The following is a 24,161-nucleotide window of genomic DNA, read 5'->3' as shown; positions in this document are numbered from 1 at the left end:
TCATGACGATACCTGATGAGAATAGAATCTTTGCATCAGACCATACTTGTTGGTTTTAAGCTAATTTTTCTGTCTCCTCATTTCGGTTAAGGCCACTGATAGCAAGGGGTTTCATGATATTCCCCTGATCATAAAGCCCAGCATATCTCTAAGACTTGCGATAAATACTCTCGACTCATCGTAGCCTTCTTTCGCTTCCTTTGAATGCCTGCTTTAAAGATCTTTTCACTTTTCAAGAAGTTCATCGCTATATGCCAAATTCATGCGAGGTTCTCCTCGGCATCTTCACGACGTATCCGACAAGCATCTTCTTTAAACGCAACATCCAATGACTAATGCAATTTATTCTCAATAAACCAGTGTTGGAGAACAGCTTGTGAAAAGCGCTCCGCGGTTAAGATTTCAGACGAAATATAATAGCGAACTTGCGCATGGTCAGGGATGGTTTCACCTTCTTGTCGAAATGAAATGGCCACCCCAATACTCTTCATTTTTGGCCAATAAAATGACAAGTTTACGAACTCATCAAACACATCACTGACAACATATAATCGCGTTTCATTACGGCCATGACTCGATTCGGTTGTACTAAAACAATCACCTTCGTATGCAGTAAACGACTCATCGGGAAATGCTCTTTGAAGGCTTTTCCAGACGAGGTTGATTGCCTTTTACAGCCAACAAGTAATCGGCTTTTTTATCAATGATCGCCTTAGCAATCGCACGCTGACAGCCCATAGCATCTAGTGTCACAAGGCATCCACGGATTTCTAGCAATTTTAACAACTCTGGAATCGCCGTTATCTCATTGCTTTTTTCCGCTATTCTGAGCTGCCCAATCACCATACAACTTTCAACACAAAATGCACTAATCATATGGATTGCACCGCGCCGACGACTCTTGTCGTAAGTGCTCCGAAGCGTCTTTCCATCAAACGCAATAATATGCCCTCTGTTAATATATGACAGCTTTTCATCGATTCTGAAAAACATGTTTGCATTTGACTCGAATTCAAGCTTGCGATCACTCGGGCAATCGTATTGTGTCTTGGAATTCCATTTTCAAAATCGCCGTAGCACTTCAACTCATCAAGATGCGCTTCACCAAAACCTGGGATTTCTTCCCAGCCTTCAGCTCCTGCAATCACAACGCAAACGGTCAGTAATAAAATGTCAGAAAGCGAATGCTCCTCCTTCCAATCTTAGCGATAGTCTTTAAGAATTGAAAAATGGCTTAGCGGGTCTTGTGGGTTCATGATGATACCTGATGAGAATATAATCCTTGCATCAGACCATACTTGTTGGGTTTAAGCTAATTTTTCTGTCTCCGCTTTTTGATCAAAGCCACTGATAGCAAGGGGTTTAATGACCCCCCTAACCTTGAACCTTTTTATTTATTAAAATCAAAGATTTATGGAAGAAATTAACATAATTACTAACATGGCACGAACCATCACCCTCTAAATAAAAACTAAAAATCAACTCGACTTGAATTAAAATAATTATCTACAATCTGAGTTTGCTTACCCTGTAAGATCTCTTCATCTGATACTCCCCATGTATGCTTACTCGGGTCTGCTCTAAACTGGATAAAATTAAAAGGGTCCGAAGCATAAATCTTATAGCCTGCAGCTTGAATATTTTTTATAAAAGAACTATCTTCACCAGTATTTCTGGATTCAAATTTAACCTCGTTAAACACTGATCTTCTGATTACAAATGTAGGACCTGCGACGAAATCAACAACTCTATGCTTCATTCCTGAGAATCGCTTAATAAGTTTATTCGACCCTGAAAGATACATATAAAGCTCTTTCTTTCCAACCATTCCAAAATCACCAAAACTAAATGGAATAAGCATATCAGACAGATAATTCTGAAAATAAAAATCATCATCATCCATTTTTGCAATATACTCACCCTTAGCATATGTTGCGGCATGATTAAAACGCTCACCTAAAGTTACATTCTGACTATCATTTGAAATAAGCTCAACTCGATTAATATTTGATGGATTTCGCGTAAGTTTTAAAATTAAATCTTGAATTTCAGAACATGTAAAATCCTGAACAACTAAAATCAATTCACAATTGGGATGATTTTGCCTGGTCATATTCTCTACTATTCGATCAATCATATTTGGTCGACGAGTACATGTAATAATGCTCACAAGCGGTTTTCCTTCATGGATACTGAACCCAAGTGATTTTTTTATCGACTCTAAACGATGTGTATATGTGTGCTTAGTCATCACTTCTCGATAACCAAGATGTGATATTTTTTCCCAATAATGGTCATCAGATAATAACTTCTCAATTATCTGATTTGCTTCTTTTGAATCTGATGCCATCTGTACTATCCCTGAAAACTGTTCTTCAATAGCTTTTGATGGAGTAGATACAACAGGGGTTCCACATGCTAGTAGTTCATAAACTCTACGCGACATCATTGTAGGAGAGTCTACAATTGTATTAACATTCAAAAAAACTTTAAATCGCTTGTAAAGCTGCACAATTTCATTAAATGGTACTGCATCACGAATAAAGGGGTGAAAAATTTCAGGAAACTTATATCTATCATTATTTAATTTTGAAAAACGATCATAAATAGCACCATTAAAGTCTATTATTGATGGCAACAGTGCGTGCATTTGTTGTTTACGATCATCATGCCCTTCACTATAGTATGAGCCTGCGAAACATACAGACTCCGGCTGTATTTTAAATCTATTTGATGGATTGCATATTTTTTGCTGCGCAGCAAAAGGAACTGCATGTACATCCGCTGATGGTATATCTCTTTGATAATCAATTACCTTATTCGAGTCAGTAGTAAATATTATATCAGCTTGTTTCGCAATAGGTAGGTAACGCTCATAATGCATAGGATCTTCTTTATTCCAGAAGACAATAGGCATTCCTTTATGCCTGATTATAGGTATTAAATCCAACAGTGCTTGAGCATTAGCATGCTTTAAACCTGGCGATGTAAAAGCATACTCCCATGATCCACCGTTACCCTTCCAGCAACTCTCTAAGAATGCAAATGAAGCACTAGAACTTTCAACTTGTGATTTATAGTTATTTCTATTAATTCTGAAATTTTTAAACTCGTACTTCCAACACTCTTCTGATATTTCATCCATAATTGAAATAGCTTTTAAAATATTAGTTTTATTATCTCCCTTTACTTTATCAACATTATTATTTTTTGAGAATGATTCAAGTAAAGTAAAATCTAATACAGGAGTGTTTTCTTTACTCACAGTTTGTTTCATTACTGACAACTTGTTCACTAATGAACTAATATACGTTGTCATTAATAGGTCAACTTCTTGAGGTATAGGCATACTGAATGCTTTTTGCATTTTCATTACTAGGCTTTTTGAATTTTCTGATTCAAAAGTTACTACATGTTCATACCTATCTGCATATTCTTTTAATGCTGCCACATCTGATACAATTATCCCTTTTCTATAACTTAGTGCTTCCACTATTTTCATCGGTGGAACAAGTCCACATACTGAAAATTTTTTACGCGGTATCACAATGAGGTCGATCAAGGCATAATAATGAGCTACATTAGCATGTGGGACTCTCCCTACTTCTACAACCCATGGCAGCTTAGAATAATTACTTTTATGATGATTACTTGATAAATTAACAGTCAGCGGCTGATTATCACCAACTAGCAACAATTTCAGCTTTTGTCCCTGATCAACTAATATAGAACAAGCTTCGACTAATATGTCTAAGCCTTCATAGGCACTGAAGCTACCAATGTAACCGATAACTTTTTCATTTTCTGCAATTCCCAGCTCTTCAATCAGTCTAGGGTCCACATTCTTAATATCAGGTAACTTATTGACTGCATTGGGTAATATATGAATTTTTCTACCATCTATACCACGATTGATCAATTCGTTTTTCATAGAATTATTTAATGTAAATACTGTTTCAGCTTGTATCGAAACAAACGTATCTCGCTCCTTCTCAATCTGATACTCTTCTGTATCTGCATATCCGGGCTCACGTGCATCACGCGAAAGCTCCCAAAAACCACGCACCTCGTTGTGAAATGGAATACCAAGACGCTTTGCTGCAACCCAAGCAGGCAGTCCTACTATCCAATTTGAAGCCGCTAAGACAACGCTAGGACGATACACTTGAAAAAGTTCAACGAACTTTTCAACACTCTTTTCAAACTGTTTTTGTGCATTATGTGCTTTTTCCCACAAGCGACTGTGGATGTAGCGCACACCATCAACTATCACTTCTGGTGCGATGTCTTTTGTAATATCTTTATTCAACTCCCACGGGCGACCAGGCTTAACAAAACATAGCACCTCAAAGCCATGTTCGTTAAGCGCCTTCGCCACGGCTTGAGTTCTGATTGCATAGCCATTGCTTGCGTAGCTTTGACCGTGACTGACAACGTATGCAACACGGTTGTGAATTGGAAAAAAATTTACTGCTGACTGCTGAGCACACTGCTGTGCAAGCTGAAGAAGCGCATCCATATTACAAAAGACCTCAGGGTATTCCTTAGTGCAGGCATCTAACCGATGCCTGCGGATCATCATTTATTTTGTGTTAAGTAAACCAACAGCATCAATTATATGAGCTAAATTGATCAGTTTTGCCGTGTTTTCAATAAAGGGTTTATGTTTAACAAGAACGGCAACAACATCAGCTTGGACTAGCGCTTCATCAAGGGAAACTAAAGAAGCTGATTGAGCGAGTGTTTTAGGTAATTGATGTATGTTCGGCTCAACAATCATCAGCTGGCAGCCTAAGGCCGACACTTGCTCTGCAATGCCCATAGCTGGACTCTCACGCAGGTCATCGATATCCGGCTTAAACGCAATGCCCAAACAGGCAACCTTGATTGAGGCTCTCGATACATTGGGTTTATTTTGATGTATTTGATCGAGTTGCTGTTTAATCTGCTCTAGTACCCACTTAGGCTTATCATCGTTGACTATTCTGGCAGTTTTAATCAGACGAGCATGCTCTGGGCATGAGTCAACAATGAACCATGGATCTACGGCTATACAGTGCCCACCAACACCTGCACCCGGCTGCAGAATACTCACACGAGGATGACGATTAGCGAGAGTGATAAGCTCCCAAACATTAATATTTAGCTCATGACAGATAGTTGAAAGCTCATTCGCAAATGCAATATTGACATCTCGGAAACTATTTTCCGTTAACTTTGCCATTTCAGCAGTGCGAGCGTTAGTAACGACACACTCACCTTCAACGATAATTTTATACAGTTCAACTGCGCGCTGTGAACACTTGGACGTCAAGCCGCCGATCACTCGATCATTTTCAACGAGTTCACGTATCACATGCCCCGGCAAAACACGCTCTGGACAATGCGCAATTCGGATATCCGATGACTCACCATGTGTTTGTGGAAAAGTTAGATCAGGACGAGCCTCCGCAAGCCATGCGGCCATTTGCTCCGTTGCACCAACGGGACTGGTTGACTCTAAAACAACAAGATCGCCTGATTTTAATACGGGTGCGATCGCCTTACTGGCGGCTTCGATATAACTCAAATCGGCTTTATGGCTATCACCTTCAGTGTCGTGAATAAAAGGTGTAGGCACTGCCAACATAAAAGCATCAGCAGGTTCAGGTTTTGTTACAGCTTTTAAAAACCCTTGAGATACAGCTGCACGGACAACTATATCCAACTCAGGTTCAACGATGTGTATTTCACCCTTGTTGATTGTGTCAACAGCATGTTGATTAACATCGACCCCTATAACAGGTTGTTTTCTAGATGCAAACACAGCCGCTGTTGGTAAACCGATATATCCAAGACCCACGACTGAAATTGTTTTAAAACTCATTTAGAATTCCTTTTGTAAAGTAAAAATTAAAGACTTGCAAGATAATCGCGTATACGAAGGCATGCTTGACCATCACCATACGGATTGTGAGCAAAACTCATTGTATTGTAAGCATCTTGGTCACGTAAAAGACGAGTCAGTTCCTGAGTAATCACATCAGAATCTGTTCCGACCAATTTAACAGTGCCCGCTTCAACCGCCTCAGGCCTTTCAGTGGTATCTCGCATAACCAACACAGGCTTTCCTAAAGATGGCGCCTCTTCCTGAATTCCACCTGAGTCAGTGAGAATGATGTGAGCTTGGTTCATTAAATACACAAAGGGTAAATAATCTAAAGGGTCGATCAAATGAATGTTATCAATACCTGCCAATAAACGATTGACGGGCTCTTGTACATTAGGATTTAAGTGAACTGGGTAAACGATTTCAACATCTGGATGACTTATCGCCGTGTTAGCAAGTGCCTGACAGATCCGCTCAAATCCACCTCCGAAACTTTCTCGACGATGGCCTGTAACCAATATCAATTTTTTTGAAGAGTCTAAAAATTCAAATTGAGTATTGAACTGACTGGAAAGGTTCGCATTGCTCTTAAGCTTTTCAATAACTTCGAAAAGCGCATCAATCACCGTATTGCCGGTAACATGAACACACTCGGGACTGACACCTTCATTAAGCAAGTTTTGCTTTGACGTTGACGTAGGAGCAAAATGAATATTAGCAAGTGCACCCGTTAGTTTGCGATTACCTTCTTCAGGCCAGGGCGAATAAATATTGCCAGTTCTTAACCCCGCTTCCACGTGACCAACTGCAATTTGCTGATAGTAAGCTGCTAAAGTGGTGGCGAAAGTCGTGGCAGTGTCACCATGAACAAGAACAACATCAGGTTTAAAATCTAAAAAAACCTGTTTAAGTCCTTGTAGAATACCCGTTGTAATATCCGTTAAATCCTGCCCGGGCTTCATTAAATTAAGATCAAAATCAGGTTTTAATTCAAACAGTTCTAAAACCTGATCAAGCATTTCTCTATGTTGTGCAGTCACACAGACTTTGGCGTCAAAACGCTCATCAGCCGCTAATTGCAAGGCTAAGGGGGCCATTTTAATCGCTTCTGGTCGTGTACCAAAAACAGTCAGTATTTTTTTAGGGGTTTGCATTTCACTTAACATCCATAAGTTTGTGTTGAAGTTCCTGACACTGCGTGTAATAGTACTCGAGTAATGCTTGTGTCTGAATTAACTGTGTTTTTTCAGAAATTGTAACAGATTCTTGATCGGTAGATAAAGCACAAGACGTATCTAATGATAAATAGCGTTCACAAATAATAATATTTTCTTTAAAGAGCTCTTCACCATAGGCCACACTGGCTTTTTGGTAATACTCTTTTGCCTGTTGATAGTTTCCTTGTTTGAAGTTTTCAACTGCTAATTTAATCAAAGTCCCCATGATTATTTCCATATTAAACATTTATATTTAGTAAGAGAGTATTCGTAGTAAGTGCTAGCCTCTTTTTACTAAACACCAACTCTCTTTTTTCCAGCAACTCGTCCCAACGCTTTTCAGTTTCTGCATTGAAACTATTGTCTTTATCAACAATTAGTATTTGCAACTGATGAGCAGACAGGTATTTGAGTAAGTGCGTTAAAACGGGGTAGCGTGATAGACAGCCATCAAGTGTATTTGGCCCTTCAACTAACACAAGAAACTTTGCAGTTCGCTGGCTAAAAACATGGGCAAGATGTTGCAACTTTGCTTTACAATCGTAAAACAAGAAATCTTCACCTTTATGTCTATAATCAACCAGCGGACTAAAATTAAGGTCTACTAGATTATGAAATGAGCTGTTATTTAGATCAGTCTGAAGCTGTGATGTCTGTTTTTTATCATGTTCAAAACAGATGATATGCCTTGGCAAAGTATCTAACTTTTCCATGTCTAACTGATCGTGAACAACTAGCTTATGATTTTCAGATTTTTGGAATTTCTGTTTACGAAGCGCCTTGGCAAGTAACAGGGTGGTTGCACCTGTACCAAATTGCAAAATACAATCAAAATTCGTTGAATGTATTTTTTCAGTTAGATACAAAGCCAAATCCGAGGACAGCCCTGTATTTTGAAGTACTAAAGGCTGACCATCATTTGCAAAGTAACTCTGCAAACCCACAAATGACTCAATCTGCTTTGATGAATTCGTAACCATTCGAGTGACATGTTGTCCAAGCGCATTGGTATTTTGATTAATTTGCTCACTTTGCTTGGTTAGCAGATCTACAAGTTTAGACTCCAACAAATCCAAGTTTTTTTTCGCGGTGGCTTCGTTCTCTATTAAGGTCTTTGCATGATCAAGCTCTTTCTGTAGAGATGCATTTATAACAGAAAGCTCTTTAATTTTAACTTCCCCTTCTTCGGCCTGCTTTCGACGATTAATAAAGTACTGGTGCGTTTCATCAAGCTTTGCTTTTGTCTTATCCAACTCATCTTTAATTTTAGTATAAGCTTCTTTCTGATCTGATAGTTTTTTTTCAGAGTCAGCTTGTATTTTCTTTAAGGTTTCTTGCAATTCGACTTTCGATTTTTTTTCACTTTGTAACACTAGGACTTGATCACTAATATTTTTTTCAAGCCCAACTATAGCTAATTTTTTTGTATCTAGATCAACAAGTAGCTCTGATATCTGTTTTTTTAACCCTTCAACTTCAGTATTTTTTTGAGCATGATTATTTTCAATCTGGATTTTTAATTGTTTTACGTCTTCATTATTTTTAAGTGCAGACTTTTCTAACTCATTTTTTACTTGGCTGAGCTGCTCTGTAAGCTGACTAGCAGCAGCATCCAAAGTTTCATTCTGTTTAGATAATACCGAGTTATCTGCGAGTAACGCAAAGAGCTTAGATTGCTCTTCCTTAAGTTGCTTAGTCAAATCTGCTTTTTGTTCACGCTCAGTAGACAAAAGATCAGCCTGAGCAGCATGTTCTACTTTTAAATCATCGAGCGCGGATAAAACTGACGAATGAATAGACTCTAAATCTACGATCTTTTTCTTTAATTGATCAACTTCTTCATTCTTCTTTAGTGTCGTCGCATCTAACTCACTTTTCACTTGACTTAGCTGTTCTGTAAGCTGACTAACAGTAGCATCCAAACTTTCATTCTGTTTTGATAAAACCGAATTATCTGCGAATAACGCAGCGAGCTTAGATTGCTCTTCCTTAAGTTGATTAGCCAAGTCTGCTTTTTGTTCCCGCTCAGTAGACAAAAGATCAGCCTGAGCACCATGTTCTACTTTTAAATCATCGAGTGCAGATGAAACTGACGAATGAATAGACTCTAAATCTACAATCTTTTTCTTTAATTGATCAACTTCTTCATTCTTCTTTAGTGTCGTCGCATCTAACTCACTTTTCAGTTGACTTAGCTGCTCTGTAAGCTGACTAACGGCATCATCCAAACTTTCTTTCCGCTTTGACAACGCTGAATGATCTGCAAGTAACGTAGAAAATTTTTCTTGTTCTTCATTAAGCTTATTAGACAAATCTGCTTTTTCTTTGCGTTCAGTACATAGAAGATCAGACTGCTCAGCGACTTTCTTTATCAAATTAGTATTTACTTCCTGCAACTCTTTATTCTTAATAAACAAAGCGCTACGTTGAAAAACAAACACAGGTCGATCAAAGTCTGTGTTTTCATCTTTAGCCTCAATAATAAACCCTTGCTCTTCCATCCAACTCTTGAGCTCATCAGCCGTAGACTCACTCTCATACAGAGCGGATCTATTCGCATGTACACAAACTTGAGTAAAGACGGATAATTGATCGTGTACCTCAAGATGTGTAAGAACGTCTAAACTAATACCAGGCAAATCGACAACTAACAAAGCACCTTCACTTATTTTAAGGTTTTGAACTAAAGTATTAATGTCCTGAACGTTTTTTTCCACGCTGCTGAGCTGTCGTACACTTGGAAAAAATTCAGTAAGGCTTGTCGCTCTCCTTACGCTGTTCAACTCACTTAATGAAAAGACAAAGAAAGGTTTTGTATTAGCATCTACATCAACAACAGCTTCTACCACTTCAACGGATGGAATAGTTTGATAGCTTTCTCTTAACTCTTGAGCAATCTCAGTATCCCCTTCAACCAAAATGATTCGCTCAATTTTTGAATCCTGATAAAAGGCAAGCTCAGAGCAGTACCCTGCTCCTAGATGAACAACCGTTTTTATTGACTGATCTAGTTTTATATTTTGCATAGGATTTCCATTTTGAGCACTTTGACAAAAGTTCGGTATAGATTTGGTACGCTACCGCCCGGTCGCGGTACTGACAGTTCAGCAACAACCTCGGGAAAGGATCTGTCGATGTCAAACAGGCTGCGACAGACAGCCAAGGTTAAACGGGTTAATCCAAATGATCTTTAATGATCAACACCAGCATTTGCGTAATAATGGCTAAGAACAACGCAATAATTGCAAAGACAGCCGTGTTGTACACGCGTCTGGGCTCTATTGCGTATTCAGCCAAACTTGGGCTTTGCAGGACTGAAATCTGTTTGAGCTTGCGCGCCGCATCAATTCGAGTGTTCTCTAAGGCTGCCAATGCCCCTGCGTAACTTTCTTTCGCAAACTGCGTTTTCATCTCCAACAACTGGTATTCAGACGAAATGGTATTCAATGCCCCACCTGATGCCTGCGCCATACGCGCACGCTCTTGATTGATTTGCTGATTCAATGCTTGTATTTCACTGTCCACCCGAACCACTTCGGGTGATCTTGCGCTTTGGAAGCTTAAAAGAGCATTGCGACGTGCTTGTAGGTTGGCTAACTGAGACTCTAGCCCTGCCACCACTGCATTAATGCTTTCAACTGTGCCTTGAGGTGACACTAAGCCACTTTGGTTTTGATAATCAATTAAGACGCCCAAGGCTTCATCAAAACGCTCGCTCAACTCATTCACTTGTACTTCTAAAAACCGAATTTGCTCTTGCGCAAGGCGTTGGCCCATGTTGTTCATGTGCTGCTCGCCTTCCGCCAATAAGAGTTGAGCAATACTTTGTGCCGTTTCTGCATCAAAGGCCTCAACCCGCACACGCAACACCTGCGCGTAATCGTCTAATTCAACAGACACTCGCTTTTTAAAGTATTTATGAAAGTCTTCCATCGGTAAATCAGCTCGACGCATTCGGCTTAACCAGTCAATGGAGTGGCCACCTTGGCCAGAATAGTGAGCACGAACGTCCAGTTGTGCTTGCAGCTTATTTAACATATCCACGGACAACAAATGATCTCTCAGCAGGAGCATATCACCACGCCCTTGTGCACCACCGCCGCCAATCAAGGATTGAAAGGTGAGTGTTGGGGCGGCTAATTGTGGGCTTTCTAATACCACGTTGGCTTCCGACACATAGCGATGGGTGGCCACCAGGTTCCAATACAAACCGACAATAATGGACAAGACGATGGCTAAGAACCAATGTGGGTAGCGCTTTATGGCCTGCAAGCTAACGGGATTAATCTTACCCTGTTGATGCCTTGCCAAACGAACGCCCTTGTAAACGGAAGAATCACTCATGATGCTGTCGGAACCTTAATTGTGCGATTTTTTAAACTGTCGGTGTAATCACTTAACGCATCGTTGACATCTTCATACCAACGCGCCTTACCTTCGTGTACCCATACCCCGGCTTGACACAGGTCTTTGATGATCCCTTCGCTGTGCGAAACAATAATCAAACTGGACTTGCCCACCCGCTTTTTAAAGGCCTTGGTGGCTTTTTCTTTAAAGGCTTTGTCCCCCACGGCCGTTGCTTCGTCAGACAAATACACGTCGAAATCAAATGCCAGTGACAAGCCAAAGCGTAAACGCGCTTGCATCCCCGACGAATAAGTTTGCACAGGCTCGTCAAAGGACTTGCCGATTTCGGCAAAATCTTGCACAAACGCTATCACGCGTTGAATTTCGTCATCACCCCCGCCCATCACTCTGGCCACAAATTTGACATTCTGACGTCCAGTCATGGAGGGTTTGAAACCACCGGATAAGCCTATGGGCCAAGACACGCTGCATTTGCGCCAGATATTGCCACGTGTCGGTGTATCCATGCCCGCGATTAAACGCAGCAATGTTGATTTACCTGCACCGTTATGGCCGATAAGACCCACGCTGACTTTTTTGGGAATAATGAGATTCACATCTTTTAAAATCCAATCATTGGCGATGTGGTGGTGATAGCGCTTCCACATTTTATGGATTTTGATCATTGTGCTTTTAACCTCATTTCAAAACGGATGTGCAACAGCAAGCCAAGAGCGATGCTGCCAATGATCCAGTACCAAAGGTACAAGAGGTTAATACCTGGCAAGGTAACATAGTGCTCAAAAAAACCGAGACGAAGAACTTCGATTCCATGAGCGATTGGATTCATTAGCACATACGGCTGAAGAAAATGTGGAAGCATAGTAACGGGAAGTATAACTCCCGACAAAATCATCAGTGGGAAAGATAAAAGTTTAACGATAATCCCCACTTCAGCCACAAGACCTGCAAGAGCAGACACCACTAGACCTATGCCAAGCCCCAGCAACCATAAGGAAACCCAAGCAAACATAGCTTCTAAAGCTAGATCGGGAATGAGTTTTAAATCTAAGAGATAACCACCCAAGATAAACAGCACCAGAATAAAGCTTTTTAGAACTCCCTCTAAAAAGCAACGCACCAATACTGAATCCACAGGCTTAACTTGACGATACGCGAATAGTCCACTGTTTGCTTCAACCGCTCCTAACGAGCGCATCATATTTTCTCTGAATAGAAAGAATCCAAGCAAACCAACAATTAGCCAAGGCACAAAGTCAGCATTGTAAAGCATACGGCTACGCCCAAGGATGACTGTTCGCACGAAAATCATGATAGATACAAACAGAATCGGCTCAGCCAACATCCAAAACCACGCCATACGGTCAGCCATGGTGCGTGCGACGGCCTCGCGCATAAACATGGCGTACCAAACCGCTCTCGTCACTTGCCAAGGCGTACGTTTTTTCACAACTGGCTCCCTTTTACAACAAAGACGTCAGCCAGCACTGACGTCTTCAAATTCCGATGGGTTTACAGGTCCAACACCACTTTTGCAACAGCGGCCATATTAAACACAATTTGGCTGATAACAGAGGCCAACTGCAGATTCTTAACCGGCACTTTCGGCAGGACAAGAATCTCGTCACCTGCGCGCAGCACAATGTTCCGAGCTTCCACGACTTCACCGTTTTGGCGAATTACCAGCACTTGGTTCATGTCCGCATGCTGGGTAAAGCCACCGGCCCCCTCAATGTACTCGTAGGCCGTTAATCCCGGTGTAAAGACAACAGATTGAGGCACGCGCACTTCACCGCTAATTAACACGGCATCACTGTATTCTGGCAGTGTGATGATGTCGCCATCTTGCAGGCGTATATCGCTGATTTGATCGTTACGCGCGACAACTAAGCGCCCTGTTGGCTCAACCTGCGAGGCTTTTTGCACAAAGCGCGAAATCAACTCAGACTCCGTCACCCGAATCTGTGCTTCTTGAGCTGTCGATGAAGAGGCACCTAAATAGGTCGCTTCTAAGCGGTTGAGGCTATCCAGCAAGGATTGCTTTTGCCGCTCTGCCACACTCACACGACGCAAAGACACGCTGTTAACATCGGTTAGGGTTTGCGGCACCGCAACGGCGCTCAGCAGTTCATGCAAGCGAGCATCTTTCGGCAAAGCATAGCGTGAAGGGCCGTAAAAGCTGCCTTCGAGCTGCACCACGATTGTTTCGTCACGTTGATCCGCGCTAAACAGTAATTCATCCCCACTTTGCAAACGTTGCTGTGGAAACTCGCTAATATCGTAATACACCGAAATCGGGCCCTGAGTACGCCCGCCTCTTAATAACACATGCGACACACCGGATTTAAGACGCGCAAGGCGTAATAAAGCTTCACCGGATAAGTCAGAGGGGTTTAATTCATAATGGTATTCACGTTGAACATCGCCCGTTACAGTCACACTCGGGCCACGCTCTTCAATCAAGATGGTGTCGCCGTCTTTAAATTGTGGCCGAACCAGCTTGCCTTCAATTAAAAAGTCGTACAGATCCGCTTCAGCGATGACTTTATTCTGGCGCAGCACTTTCACACGACGGTAACTGCCCAGTTGATCGTCAATACCGCCCGCTTGGTCTAAAAAGTACAATAAGGAGTCATTGGGTGTACCTGCGTAACGCCCCGGATGTGTCACATATCCAGCAACAAACACGGCAACTGGCTGTACGCCCTGCAGGTTGGTGTAGACGTTCACATTCTCAGGGTAAACACTAAGGATAGCCGACTTGACGCGCCCGTTCAGTTGACTGTTACTAAGTCCCTTGACACTGATGGGGCCAATAGATGGGATAAAAATGTTGCCTTGAGCATCAACGGGCAATACACGTTCGAGCTCAATGGCACCCCAGACACGCAAAGTCACTTGGTCGCCCGGCGCTATCACGTAGTCATCATTTAAGCCATCGGAACGCAGCCCACTAAAACCGCCCGTAAACAAATGTGAACCAAAGGGGCGAATTTCGCCAGTGATAGTGCTAGGAGGTATCGGACCGTAGGTGCCAGTATTCCACTGGCTACGGGTTTGTTCCTCTACCCGCTCGGGCACGGCAATGGCACGGTCACCCGAGGGTAAAATACCGGAGTCGGTCAGGCTTTGGGCACCTGCCCAAGCACTCATAAGCACACTACTGATCAGAACAACACGTTGAAAAGTTTTACGCAACATAATCCGTTTCTCTAGGCGCGATGGCGATAGGTTATCCATGGCTTGACGTATTTAAAATTCGAGTTACTGGCCGCACTTCTTGCCACTGCTTAGCCGAGGTTTGGCATGCCAAGCGCTCTGAGGCTTGGCCCGATATATCACGAACAAAGAAAGCCCGGCATAAGCGACCATTGGCAGCAAAATAGGCATCTTGCAGTTCGATTTCGACATTACTTCCCCAAGGTGACGTGGGCAAAGCAATCAAGGATGCCTGAAGGCTGTCTGAAAAATATTGACTGATATCAGCTGGTAATGGGGGGTAAACAGAGGGTGACAAAACCGTGCGGGTACTGTGTGCAGCGTCGTGTTGAGGCGTTTGTGGGAACTGAGCACATGCACTCAATAAAAAAACAAATGAGCCCAAGACCAATGCCTTGGTATGAGCTGAAGAGATTGAAACCATTATGACCTTGTCTCCCGTGTATTCCTTAGGGGTTACCTTCGCTAAATAAGACTTTTCTTATTCTCTCTCAGCAAAACTGCAACGAAATGGTAACCCTATTCAGACTTTGCGGCTAGTAAAAATTGAGTCAATCGTTTAATTACTGCCAAATTTTAGACAAATTGTTTAATGTATAGTCAATTTGCTCGTAGCTGTGCTGCGAACTTAAAAAGAATCGCAAACGTGCGCTTTTTTCAGGCACCGCTGGGTATAAAATCGGTTGCACATTGATACCGCGATCAAACAATTCAACCGAGAGCTGCCCTGCTTTTAACGAGCTACCCGTCAAAATTGGCACCACGGCCCACCCCAAGCTATGGCCTGTATCGAATCCTTTAGACTTGGCTTTGTCTAAGAAGTAATCCGAGATCAGCTTAAGCTTGACAATTCGCTCAGGTTCTTGCCGCAGAATTTGCAAACTGGCCAAGACGGGGGCCGCGACTTGGGCTGGCAAACCCACACTGTATAAAAAACCAGGAGATAGGGTTTTCAGCATATCAATCAAGGCTTGACTGCCTGCAATATAGCCACCACAGCCCGCAAGGGTTTTACTAAACGTCCCCATCCAGATGTCCACCACGTGCCCCGGCAAGCCGAAATGTTCACGCAGACCCATACCGGTTGAGCCCATCACGCCGAAGGAGTGAGCCTCATCCACCATTAGCCAAGCATCATAGCGATTTTTTAAGCTCACCAGTTCTGGCAAATCAGGAAAATCGCCGTCCATGCTGTATAGCCCTTCGACAATGATTAACACCCGCTCGAAGTGTGGACGCTGCGCTTCTAAAATATCGGCAAGCGAGCGCATATCATTGTGCTTAAAGGCAATCCGCTTTGATCCGGCCAGCTGGGCACCCACCACACTGCTGTTGTGGATGTATTCATCATGCACTATGAGGTCTTTTGGCCCCATTAAAAAGCCAATGCTCGATACGTTAGTGGCGTGGCCACTGACGAACGCTACAGCATCATCGACCCCATAGGTGTCCGCTATTTCGCTCTCTAAGGCTTGATGGATAGGACGCTCGCCCGCCACCATTCGACTGGCAGAGACCGAGGTTCCGTAGCGCTCAACGGCTTCAATCGCGGCTTGATTGACACGCGGATCGCCAGATAGGCCTAAGTAATTGTAGCTGGCAAAGTTAATGCACTCTCGCCCGTCAATGCGTGTTGTGGCACCTGCGCAACCTTCATGCACGCGAAAAAAGGGATCTTTCACGCCTAAGCGCTGAGCACCTTCGCGCATAATTGTGATTTGCTGATGAGCAGGATGACGCGTAAAGTCGACAAATCGAGAGCGACGCTGGCTACCTGAGAGCGTGAGCTTTTCGAGCAATCCTTGACTGTCATCTTGCGCGTTTTCAAGCTTACGCTGCATAGATCGCTCGATCAGCTTTTGCTTAAGCTGACCGGATAAGTTTTTACGCTTCATTCAGCCAACGCTCCTTCAACATCAACTCCATGACTCTGTGCCATTTGTGCAAGGGTCACATCGTCACTGGTTGCTTCGGCGGACTGAAGCTTGTCAATCAGCATTTGGCTTAATTTAGAGAGCGAAGAGGCTTCACTCAATGCCATAACGGGCAACTGCAACCCGAACCGATTGTCGATGGCTGTCATAAGCTCAACGCCCATAAGCGAGTCAAAGCCCATGTCATACACTGAACGTTCCGTGTCAATTTTATCTTCTGAAATTAACAAAATCTTACTCAACTCCGTTTTTAACATATCCATAAGGGCCCTTTTAAATTCCTCTGGCGAGAGGGTATGCATTAAATGCTCTATATACGCACGCCCTTCCGCATCCTGATCAAGATCCCCGGCAAAAGCGGCCACCTCTTTAAACTTAGGTGAGTCTGCCGTGGGTAAGAAGCGATTTAAGGCACTCCAGTCCAGCTCCATGACACCCAGTAAGGTGATGTTGCGTTGCAGCTGAATGTCGAGAATAGACAAGGCCACGTCTGACTTAAGTGCATCGCCACCCATGCGGCTTTGCAATGATTCTTTGATTTTTTCATTGCGGGCTAAAAAGCCCACGTCGTCGATTGCCCCCCAGCGAACACAAGTGGCAGCAAGGCCTTGCTGTTCACGAAGACTGGCCAAGGCTTCCAAGCCAAGATTGGCCGCAACATAATTGCTTTGCCCTGGATTACCGAACAGGGTTGTTGCCGATGAAAACAGCACAAACAAATTCAGATCAAGGCTATGTGTCAACTCATGCAAATACAGCGCGCCCTGCATCTTTGGCTCAAACACCTGACGTATTTGTGCTTCAGTTAGGTTGAGCGCCAAACCATCTTCAAACACCGTTGCCGCATGCACCACCCCTTTTAGAGGCGGCAAGTGCGCTTCGATTTCGGATAAGAGCGTTTCAATGGCCGCTTTTTGGGTAACATCACAGGCACGACGCACCACTTGCACGCCTTGCGCTTCAAGCGCTTTTAGCGTTGCGCAGGCGTCTTCTTGCGCGATGCCCGAACGGTTGACAAGGACAAGGTGCCGCGCGCCCTTTTCAACCAGCCATTGTGCGGTTCGCAAGCCAAAACCACCCAAACCACCCGTGACGAGATAAGTTGCATCGGGATTTAACATCAGCGGTGATACAGGCTGACTGAGCAACGGCGCATTGCTCTTGGGCCGCTGTGGATAGTTAATAATGACCTTGCCAATCTGCTTGGCTTGCTGCATGTAACGGAAGGCTTCAACAACCTGATCCGCACTAAACAGGCTGTACGGCAAGGCAAAAAACTGACCGTCTTCGAACAGTGCCATCATTTCTCGGAAGAGACGTTGCGTAAGCGCGGGCTTTTCTTTCATAAGCTGATCGGAATCGATACCGAAATAGCTGATATTATTGCGGAAAGGACGCAGCCCAATGGCGGTGTTTTCGTAGAAGTCACGCTTGCCCAGCTCTAGAAAACGTCCAAAGGGCTTAAGCACTCGCAGGTTTTGATTGATGGCCTCGCCTGCCAAAGAGTTTAAAACGACATCTACGCCTTTGCCGTCTGGGGTGTCAGCCAGGATTTCTTCGGCAAAAGTCAGCGAGCGCGAGTCATAGATTTTATCGACGCCCATCAGCGTTAAGAAATCACGCTTCTCTTGTGAACCAACCGTGGCATATATGTCAGCACCTAACCATAGCGCAATCTGGATCGCCGCTACGCCAACACCACCAGCAGCACCATGTATCAGGATGCGTTCACCTGGCTCCATACGTGCTAAGTGTTTGAGGGCATAGTACACCGTGAAGAAGGTGGTTGGAATCGTCGCCGCCGCTTCGTACCCCAACCCTTCTGGCATGATGGAGAGCGTGTCGGCCGAGGTAACAATGGTCGTGCTAAAGCTGGACGGCCCAAAGCCCACAACACGATCACCTTTAGAGAACTCGGTGACTTCATCGCCCACATCCAGCACATAACCCGAAAATTCCAGCCCTAAACTTGGACCCGAGAAGCCGTTTTCGATGGCCTCGTCAGACAATAACCCCAAGGCATACATTACATCACGGAAGTTAAGACCTGTCGCCTTAACTTTGACGGTGAGATCTCTGGGTCCCATTGGGCTGAGTGCTTTAGTTTGCCACGCCAAATTGCGCAGTTGGCCCGGGAGCTTAAAGCCCAGCGTCAGAGCGTCGCCATGCTCACTCGTATTGGATTGAGTTGATGCCAGCCCCAGCGTTGGAGGCTCAATACGCAGGCGTGTGGCCAAGCGCGCACCGGAAGGACTGATGACAATTTCATTTTCAGCATCTGGATACAGCAAGGATTCAACCAATGCCATTAGAATATGACGGCTAGGTGAAATGCTCGGCACATCGATAAGACGCAGTTGTGTCTGCCCCACTTCATTCATTAAGGTGCGAACAAAGCCCCACACCATTGCGCTGGCCAATGAGGTGTCGGATGCAGCAAAGGCTTGCTTGCTGAGCGCTTGATCCACGGGCAAGGTTGCGCCCACGCCCGTGGTCACCACCCAGATGGAGACCGGCAAGCTCAAGGATTCAGACAAACGCAATATATCGAGCAACTGACTGCAACGCGCAACGCTGCAGTCAATCACCTGCTGGTGCGGCTCGGCAATCAAGACCCAGTGCAGCACACCCTCTCCAGAGCATTCGGTCACGCGCTGTGTCAGGCTCTCAATATCGGTGAAGGATTCCGCCGATTGCTGGTGAGCCTCCATCACACCGACCAGGGCCGAACCGAGCGCCGTGTGCTCATCGGTACAAGCGTCTTCGATAAAGAACCATTGGCGCTTCACTTCTGGCTCTTCTTCACGGTCGGAGTCACTTGATTCGCCCCCTGCCAGTTGAACCTGCGGATGCACCACAGACAAACGACAGAGCGTCATCAACCAGCCGCTGGACATAGGTTGAAGATCGACACGCCCGTCAACCACCCATCCCATTTCAGACAAGAGGCCAGACCATTGCTCAGCGCTGGCTTGTTGCGACTGATGACTGTCGATCCACCACTCGTCTTGTAAGCCGTAGATAAAATCCAGCCACAGCGCGGGATGATGATGAATGACCAAGAGTTCGGCACCGGGCATCAAGGATTCGCTCAAGAGCTTGAGCTGGGCTTGGGCTTCATGCAGATTCATCGCATCCAAGTGGACGATGGCCAACTGCGGCCCCTGTGACAGCGTCAAGCGAGACTGGCCGTCGTCTAAAGGCACAACATCGGTCAGCGGGTAAGATTCGAGTATCAGGTTGGCTTGATTGATGGCATCCGATTGGAACGAAGCAAACGCATAATCCGCAACGTTGAAATCGATCATTTTCGCAATTTTTTCACCAAACAAGGGCGCCCCTGAACTCATCTCAATGATCGACAGGCGCTCACCTTCGGGAAGACTGGGGGTTTGTGCCGCCAACCAGTTCGAAATCTGGGTGGTCAGCAAATCAACGGCGTCTGAACCCGGCATTTGTTTGAGTAATTCGGAGTAGCGCTCTTGCGTCAATTCCAACTCACGACTGTCTGCATCACCTGATAGATAGGCACCTAAGCCTAAACTCAAGCGCCCCATTAAATGCGTCATCGAGAAATAGGCCGGGTATTCTTGCACCAGCGCATTCCAGATTTCATCGGCCCCCACTTCAGGTGGCGTGATCAACGTCCAGCCCTCTTCAGTACTCTCAAGCAACATTTGCTTTTCGGCACGCTGGAGCAAGCGTTGCGCTAGAGGTGTATCTGGCCAGTCCTGAATATGTCCGCGCTCATCGGCGTAGGACTCGAAAACCTGCCCCAGAATCGCATCGGCCATGCTATCGAGCAGCGGCTCAATATCGGTGGCATACACATCTTTACTAAAGGCTTTTTCACAGCCTTGTTTGAAGTGGTTCAGCACGTCTTCTGTCAACAATGACAGAGGCTGACGCATGTGCGGCAAAGGTGCTGGCGTAAGGTAGTAGTTCAGCCAACTCACGGCCTGCTGTTGGGTTTTGCGCAGCGGAACCGCTTTAAAGCGCACATCTTGCAACACCGCCAAGGCATTGCCCTGCTCGTTGAACATTTCGACACGCGCCAATAAAGAGTGCGGTGAGCGCTTTAACAGTCGAACACGCGTCAATACTGGGCAGCTGCCTTGATGCTCCACCGCAACTTGAATGCGCCCAACTTGCGTCGGCACAAAGGCCAAGCCTTCATACTCTTGAGCATGCTGCTTAAGCAGGGGAATAAAGAGCTGGAACGCGCTATCCAGCACACCCGGATGCAAAACAAAGTCAGGCAAACTTGCCCTCACTTCGGGCGACAGATCAAAGCGACCAATCACCTGATCCTGATCGACCCAACCGGATTGCACCGCTTGAAAAGCCGGGCCGTAATCGAGACCAATTGTGCTGGCGGCTTGCAGGTGGGCTTCTCGCGTAAAATCAGGCACACGCGAAGGCAATGCAGGCGGCTCAATCGCCAAAGACAAGCCCCGTGATTGAGCGATGACTCGCCCACGCAGATGGGTGTTCCACTCTTCATCTGAGCCACGCTCACGCGATTCAACCCGCAACTGACCTGAGTCTGACAGCAGGTGCAAACGCACCATTTTACTGTGCTGATCGCTCAATAGCAGGGGCGACAGAATTTCCAGTTCTTCGACGTCCAACACATCACGCGCTTGAGCTGACAAAGCCGCGGCCAATGCCAATTCCACAAAGCCTGCACCCGGAAAAAGCACGCCGTCGCCAACCTTATGATCTGCCAGCCAAGGCTGACGCTGAGTATCCAGCTCCGATTCCCACGACATAGGGTGATGCTTTAAACGATAGCCAAGCAAGGGGTGCTCATAATGACGATAGAGCAATCCCATGGATTCACTGGTTACGGGGTGCCAAAAGCGCTCGCGCTGCCAAGGATAACTTGGCAGATCAACACAACGTCCTGTCACAGGAAACGTCTGCGAGAAATTCGTCAACGCACCGCTGAGCAACAGCTTGGCATAGGCACTTTGCAAGGTATATAAACGGTCATCATCACGCGACAAGGTCGAAATGACAAGCCCATTGCGTTGATGGGTTCTGAGCCCTTCGTTGATGTAGCCACTTAGAACGGGGTGCGCGCCTATTTCAACAAACACGCTATTGCCCTGCTCAAGCAAAGCGTCTATGGATGGTTTAAAAAGAACAGGTTGGCGAATGTTATGCCACCAGTAGTCCGCTTTAAGCTCAGAACCCTCAAGCTCAGCTCCCGTGACTGTGGAGTAAAAAGGAACACGAGTCTGTCTAGGCTGAATGCTGTCCAGCGCTTCAATCACGCCCTCTTCAATCACATCCATAAACTGACTGTGGAATGCATAGTCAAGATCCAAGCGTTTTAGACGCACGCCTTTGTCTTTTAGCTCGGCTTCCAGCAACGTTAATTGTTCAATGTCGCCAGCAAGGGTAATGCCCTTGGCGGAGTTGATGCCCGCTAGATTAATGGCGTTAAAGCGTGGCTCGTCTAAATACAGCTGAATGTCTTCACTGGAGCAGGCCACCGCCGTCATTTGCCCAGCACCGGCTGTTTTACCCTGATAGGCACTGCGGAAATAAATCACTTTGACTGCATCGGCCAATGACAAGGCTCCACTGGCCCAAGCCGCCGCCACTTCGCCCACACTATGTCCCGTGACGGCAACAGGCACAACACCCTGTTCTTCCAGAAAACGTGTCACCCCAACCTGAATGGCAAACAAGGTAGGCTGTGCCACTTCAGTTTTGACAAAGCGCCCGCTGCCATTGAGTCCCTGCAGCTCTTCAACAATTGAAAAGTCGGCGTAGGTTTGAAAATGCTGATTGACCTCTTCAACCGCAAGACGAAACACAGCCGATTCATTCAGCAGATGCTTCCCCATGGTTTCCCACTGACAACCATTGCCCGAATACACAAACACGGGGCCTTGTGCATTTGCCAAACACTCGCCTGTAAACACAGATTGAGTGCTGGCATCGTCGGTGAACTGCGTTAACTTTTGAGCAGCCTCCGCCTTGGAAGAGGCTAACACAAGAAGCGCTTTCGAATGTTTTTCACGGCGAAAGGCGGCCGTCCAAGCCAAGTCGTACAGAGAATCTGGCGTCTCAAGCAAGTGATCCGCCCATTGCCGCGTCATGGCGCTTAAGGCGGCATCAGATCGTGCGGACAACATGAGCGGTAAAGGGGTGTCACATTCGGCATCCGCCGCTTCCACATCCACAGATGGCTCAGAGGCATCGAATTCCGGGCTGGTTAAAATCACATGTGCATTGGCGCCTCCAAATCCAAAGGAGTTAATCCCAATGACAATAGGGTCTGTTTTAGACAACGCACGGTTTTCAGTAACGACTTCAATATTCCATTCATCAAATAGAATTTTGGGGTTGGCATTTTTAACACTTATGGTTGCAGGCACTATGCGGTGATGAATGGAGTAAAGCGCCTTGGCCAGACCCGCAACGCCCGATGCCGTTTCTAAATGGCCGACATTACTCTTAACCGATCCTATGGGCAGCGGTTGCGCACGCGACTTACCCAGCGCCTCACCGATAGCACTCGTTTCGATCGGATCACCTACGGACGTACCGGTGCCGTGTGCCTCTAGGTAGGTGATTTGATCGGGACGAATCCCCGCTTCTTGATAGGCCTTTTGCATGAGTGCAATTTGTGCCGCCGGGTTGGGAATGGTTAAGCCTGATTTGTTGCCATCGGCATTGGCTGCAGTGCCTGCGACCACAGCAATAATCGGATCACCATCGGCCAGTGCCGCTTCATACTCTTTCAACAGGAACACACCGCCACCTTCGGAGCGGACATACCCATCGCCCGCTTCATCAAAGGCTTGGCATCGGCCTGCTTTGGAAAGCATGGTCGCTTTTGAGAACACCATAAAACCAAATGGATGCAGGTGTAAACTGATCCCGCCGGTCAGCGCCATGTCTATTTCGCCAGAGACAATGGCACGACAGGCTTGATGAAACGCAACCAAAGACGATGAACATGCCGTGTCCATGGACATACTTGGACCGTGCAAGTCGAATAAATAGGAGATGCGGTTAGCAGCAATGCTGGAGGCGGTACCCGTACCCGTATTAGCATCAATGGCCGACATATCGTCAGAGTAACGATAGGCATAGTCGACACTGGCAATCCCTATAAAAACACCGCATTGACTGCCGCGCATTGAAGATGGCGGAATACCGGCGTTTTCCATGGCCTCCCAGCTCATTTCAAGTAGCAAACGCTGCTGGGGGTCCATGTGTGTGACTTCGCGTGGCGACAAACCAAAGAACGCGGCGTCGAAGCCGGACACATCCCCTAAACTCCCCGCGGCAAAGGTATAGCTGCTGCCAAGGTGGCGCTTGTCCGGATGCAAGAAACTGTCTTTGCCCCAACGATCGGAATCTACTTCTGTGACTAAGTCTTTGTTCTCCAACAAATCCTGCCAGAAACTATTGGCTGACGTGCCGGGTATACGCAGTGAACATCCGACTATGGCTACACGTCTTTTCATCAAAAAAACTCCAACGTAGAGCAAAAAACTCTATTTTATCAACAATCAGGGAGAAAAGGTAAAT

The 24,161-nt window shown here is 45.5% G+C and carries 12 protein-coding genes and 2 pseudogenes; all 14 read right to left on the bottom strand.

Annotated elements, in window-relative coordinates; all coding sequences use genetic code 11:
- Positions 1 to 332 precede the first annotated feature (332 nt).
- The 14 genes and pseudogenes from F5971_RS18610 to F5971_RS17145 all read right to left on the bottom strand — a co-directional run bounded on the left by F5971_RS18610 (position 333) and on the right by F5971_RS17145 (position 24,097).
- Positions 333 to 960 (bottom strand): annotated as a pseudogene (locus F5971_RS18610) (ISAs1 family transposase).
- A pseudogene (locus F5971_RS18605) lies at positions 873 to 1,187 on the bottom strand (transposase family protein); the annotation flags it as partial. The pseudogenes F5971_RS18605 and F5971_RS18610, both read right to left, overlap by 88 nt.
- Before the next feature lie 284 nt (positions 1,188 to 1,471).
- Positions 1,472 to 4,519, bottom strand: coding sequence for a glycosyltransferase (locus tag F5971_RS17200; RefSeq protein WP_193496294.1), 3,048 nt, complete (start codon positions 4,517 to 4,519; stop codon positions 1,472 to 1,474).
- Positions 4,520 to 4,582: 63 nt separating this feature from the next.
- Positions 4,583 to 5,866: a UDP-N-acetyl-D-mannosamine dehydrogenase gene (wecC, locus tag F5971_RS17195; protein WP_193496291.1), complete on the bottom strand. Its 1,284-nt coding sequence runs from the start codon at positions 5,864 to 5,866 to the stop codon at positions 4,583 to 4,585.
- 26 nt (positions 5,867 to 5,892) lie between these two features.
- Positions 5,893 to 7,023: a non-hydrolyzing UDP-N-acetylglucosamine 2-epimerase gene (gene wecB / locus F5971_RS17190; protein WP_193496289.1), complete on the bottom strand. Its 1,131-nt coding sequence runs from the start codon at positions 7,021 to 7,023 to the stop codon at positions 5,893 to 5,895.
- Between the two features lies 1 nt (position 7,024).
- Positions 7,025 to 7,312, bottom strand: a complete 288-nt coding sequence (locus tag F5971_RS17185) for a hypothetical protein (protein ID WP_193496287.1) — start codon at positions 7,310 to 7,312, stop codon at positions 7,025 to 7,027.
- 13 nt (positions 7,313 to 7,325) lie between these two features.
- Positions 7,326 to 10,112 (bottom strand): coiled-coil domain-containing protein, encoded by a 2,787-nt coding sequence (locus F5971_RS17180; RefSeq protein ID WP_193496284.1) that lies wholly within the window; start codon positions 10,110 to 10,112, stop codon positions 7,326 to 7,328.
- A gap of 148 nt (positions 10,113 to 10,260) precedes the next feature.
- Positions 10,261 to 11,430: a KpsE/RkpR family capsule polysaccharide export protein gene (locus tag F5971_RS17175; RefSeq protein ID WP_246187836.1), complete on the bottom strand. Its 1,170-nt coding sequence runs from the start codon at positions 11,428 to 11,430 to the stop codon at positions 10,261 to 10,263.
- A complete protein-coding gene (locus F5971_RS17170; protein WP_193496282.1) occupies positions 11,427 to 12,119 on the bottom strand; it encodes an ABC transporter ATP-binding protein in 693 nt (230 codons plus the stop codon). The genes F5971_RS17175 and F5971_RS17170 overlap by 4 nt, the downstream gene beginning before the upstream one ends.
- Positions 12,116 to 12,904, bottom strand: a complete 789-nt coding sequence (locus F5971_RS17165) for an ABC transporter permease (RefSeq protein ID WP_246187835.1) — start codon at positions 12,902 to 12,904, stop codon at positions 12,116 to 12,118. The genes F5971_RS17170 and F5971_RS17165 overlap by 4 nt, the downstream gene beginning before the upstream one ends.
- 62 nt (positions 12,905 to 12,966) lie before the next feature.
- Entirely contained in the window at positions 12,967 to 14,655 is a 1,689-nt protein-coding gene (locus F5971_RS17160) for a polysaccharide biosynthesis/export family protein (RefSeq protein ID WP_051514449.1), read from the bottom strand.
- 31 nt (positions 14,656 to 14,686) lie between these two features.
- Positions 14,687 to 15,097, bottom strand: a complete 411-nt coding sequence (locus tag F5971_RS17155; protein WP_036511639.1) for a DVU3141 family protein — start codon at positions 15,095 to 15,097, stop codon at positions 14,687 to 14,689.
- 139 nt (positions 15,098 to 15,236) lie between these two features.
- Positions 15,237 to 16,568: an aminotransferase class I/II-fold pyridoxal phosphate-dependent enzyme gene (locus tag F5971_RS17150; protein ID WP_036511636.1), complete on the bottom strand. Its 1,332-nt coding sequence runs from the start codon at positions 16,566 to 16,568 to the stop codon at positions 15,237 to 15,239.
- The gene (locus tag F5971_RS17145; protein WP_193496280.1) at positions 16,565 to 24,097 is read right to left on the bottom strand and encodes a type I polyketide synthase; all 7,533 of its coding nucleotides are present in this window, start codon (positions 24,095 to 24,097) and stop codon (positions 16,565 to 16,567) included. Before F5971_RS17145 ends, F5971_RS17150 begins: the two co-directional genes overlap by 4 nt.
- Between the last annotated feature and the right edge of the window lie 64 nt (positions 24,098 to 24,161).

Origin of the sequence: Nitrincola alkalisediminis (genome assembly GCF_009821115.1) — a bacterium.
In the GTDB taxonomy this organism is placed as follows: Bacteria; Pseudomonadota; Gammaproteobacteria; order Pseudomonadales; family Balneatricaceae; genus Nitrincola; species Nitrincola alkalisediminis.
This window is presented reverse-complemented; position numbering and strand designations above follow the sequence as displayed.

Excerpts from the sequence above, each read along its gene's own strand:
- F5971_RS17200 (WP_193496294.1), bottom strand. The coding sequence starts at position 4,519 with ATGGATGCGCTTCTTCAGCTTGCACAGCAGTGTGCTCAGCAGTCAGCA.
- wecC (WP_193496291.1), bottom strand. The coding sequence starts at position 5,866 with ATGAGTTTTAAAACAATTTCAGTCGTGGGTCTTGGATATATCGGTTTA.
- wecB (WP_193496289.1), bottom strand. The coding sequence starts at position 7,023 with ATGCAAACCCCTAAAAAAATACTGACTGTTTTTGGTACACGACCAGAA.
- F5971_RS17185 (WP_193496287.1), bottom strand. The coding sequence starts at position 7,312 with ATGGGGACTTTGATTAAATTAGCAGTTGAAAACTTCAAACAAGGAAAC.
- F5971_RS17180 (WP_193496284.1), bottom strand. The coding sequence starts at position 10,112 with ATGCAAAATATAAAACTAGATCAGTCAATAAAAACGGTTGTTCATCTA.
- F5971_RS17175 (WP_246187836.1), bottom strand. The coding sequence starts at position 11,430 with ATGAGTGATTCTTCCGTTTACAAGGGCGTTCGTTTGGCAAGGCATCAA.
- F5971_RS17170 (WP_193496282.1), bottom strand. The coding sequence starts at position 12,119 with ATGATCAAAATCCATAAAATGTGGAAGCGCTATCACCACCACATCGCC.
- F5971_RS17160 (WP_051514449.1), bottom strand. The coding sequence starts at position 14,655 with ATGTTGCGTAAAACTTTTCAACGTGTTGTTCTGATCAGTAGTGTGCTT.
- F5971_RS17155 (WP_036511639.1), bottom strand. The coding sequence starts at position 15,097 with ATGGTTTCAATCTCTTCAGCTCATACCAAGGCATTGGTCTTGGGCTCA.
- F5971_RS17150 (WP_036511636.1), bottom strand. The coding sequence starts at position 16,568 with ATGAAGCGTAAAAACTTATCCGGTCAGCTTAAGCAAAAGCTGATCGAG.
- F5971_RS17145 (WP_193496280.1), bottom strand. The coding sequence starts at position 24,097 with ATGAAAAGACGTGTAGCCATAGTCGGATGTTCACTGCGTATACCCGGC.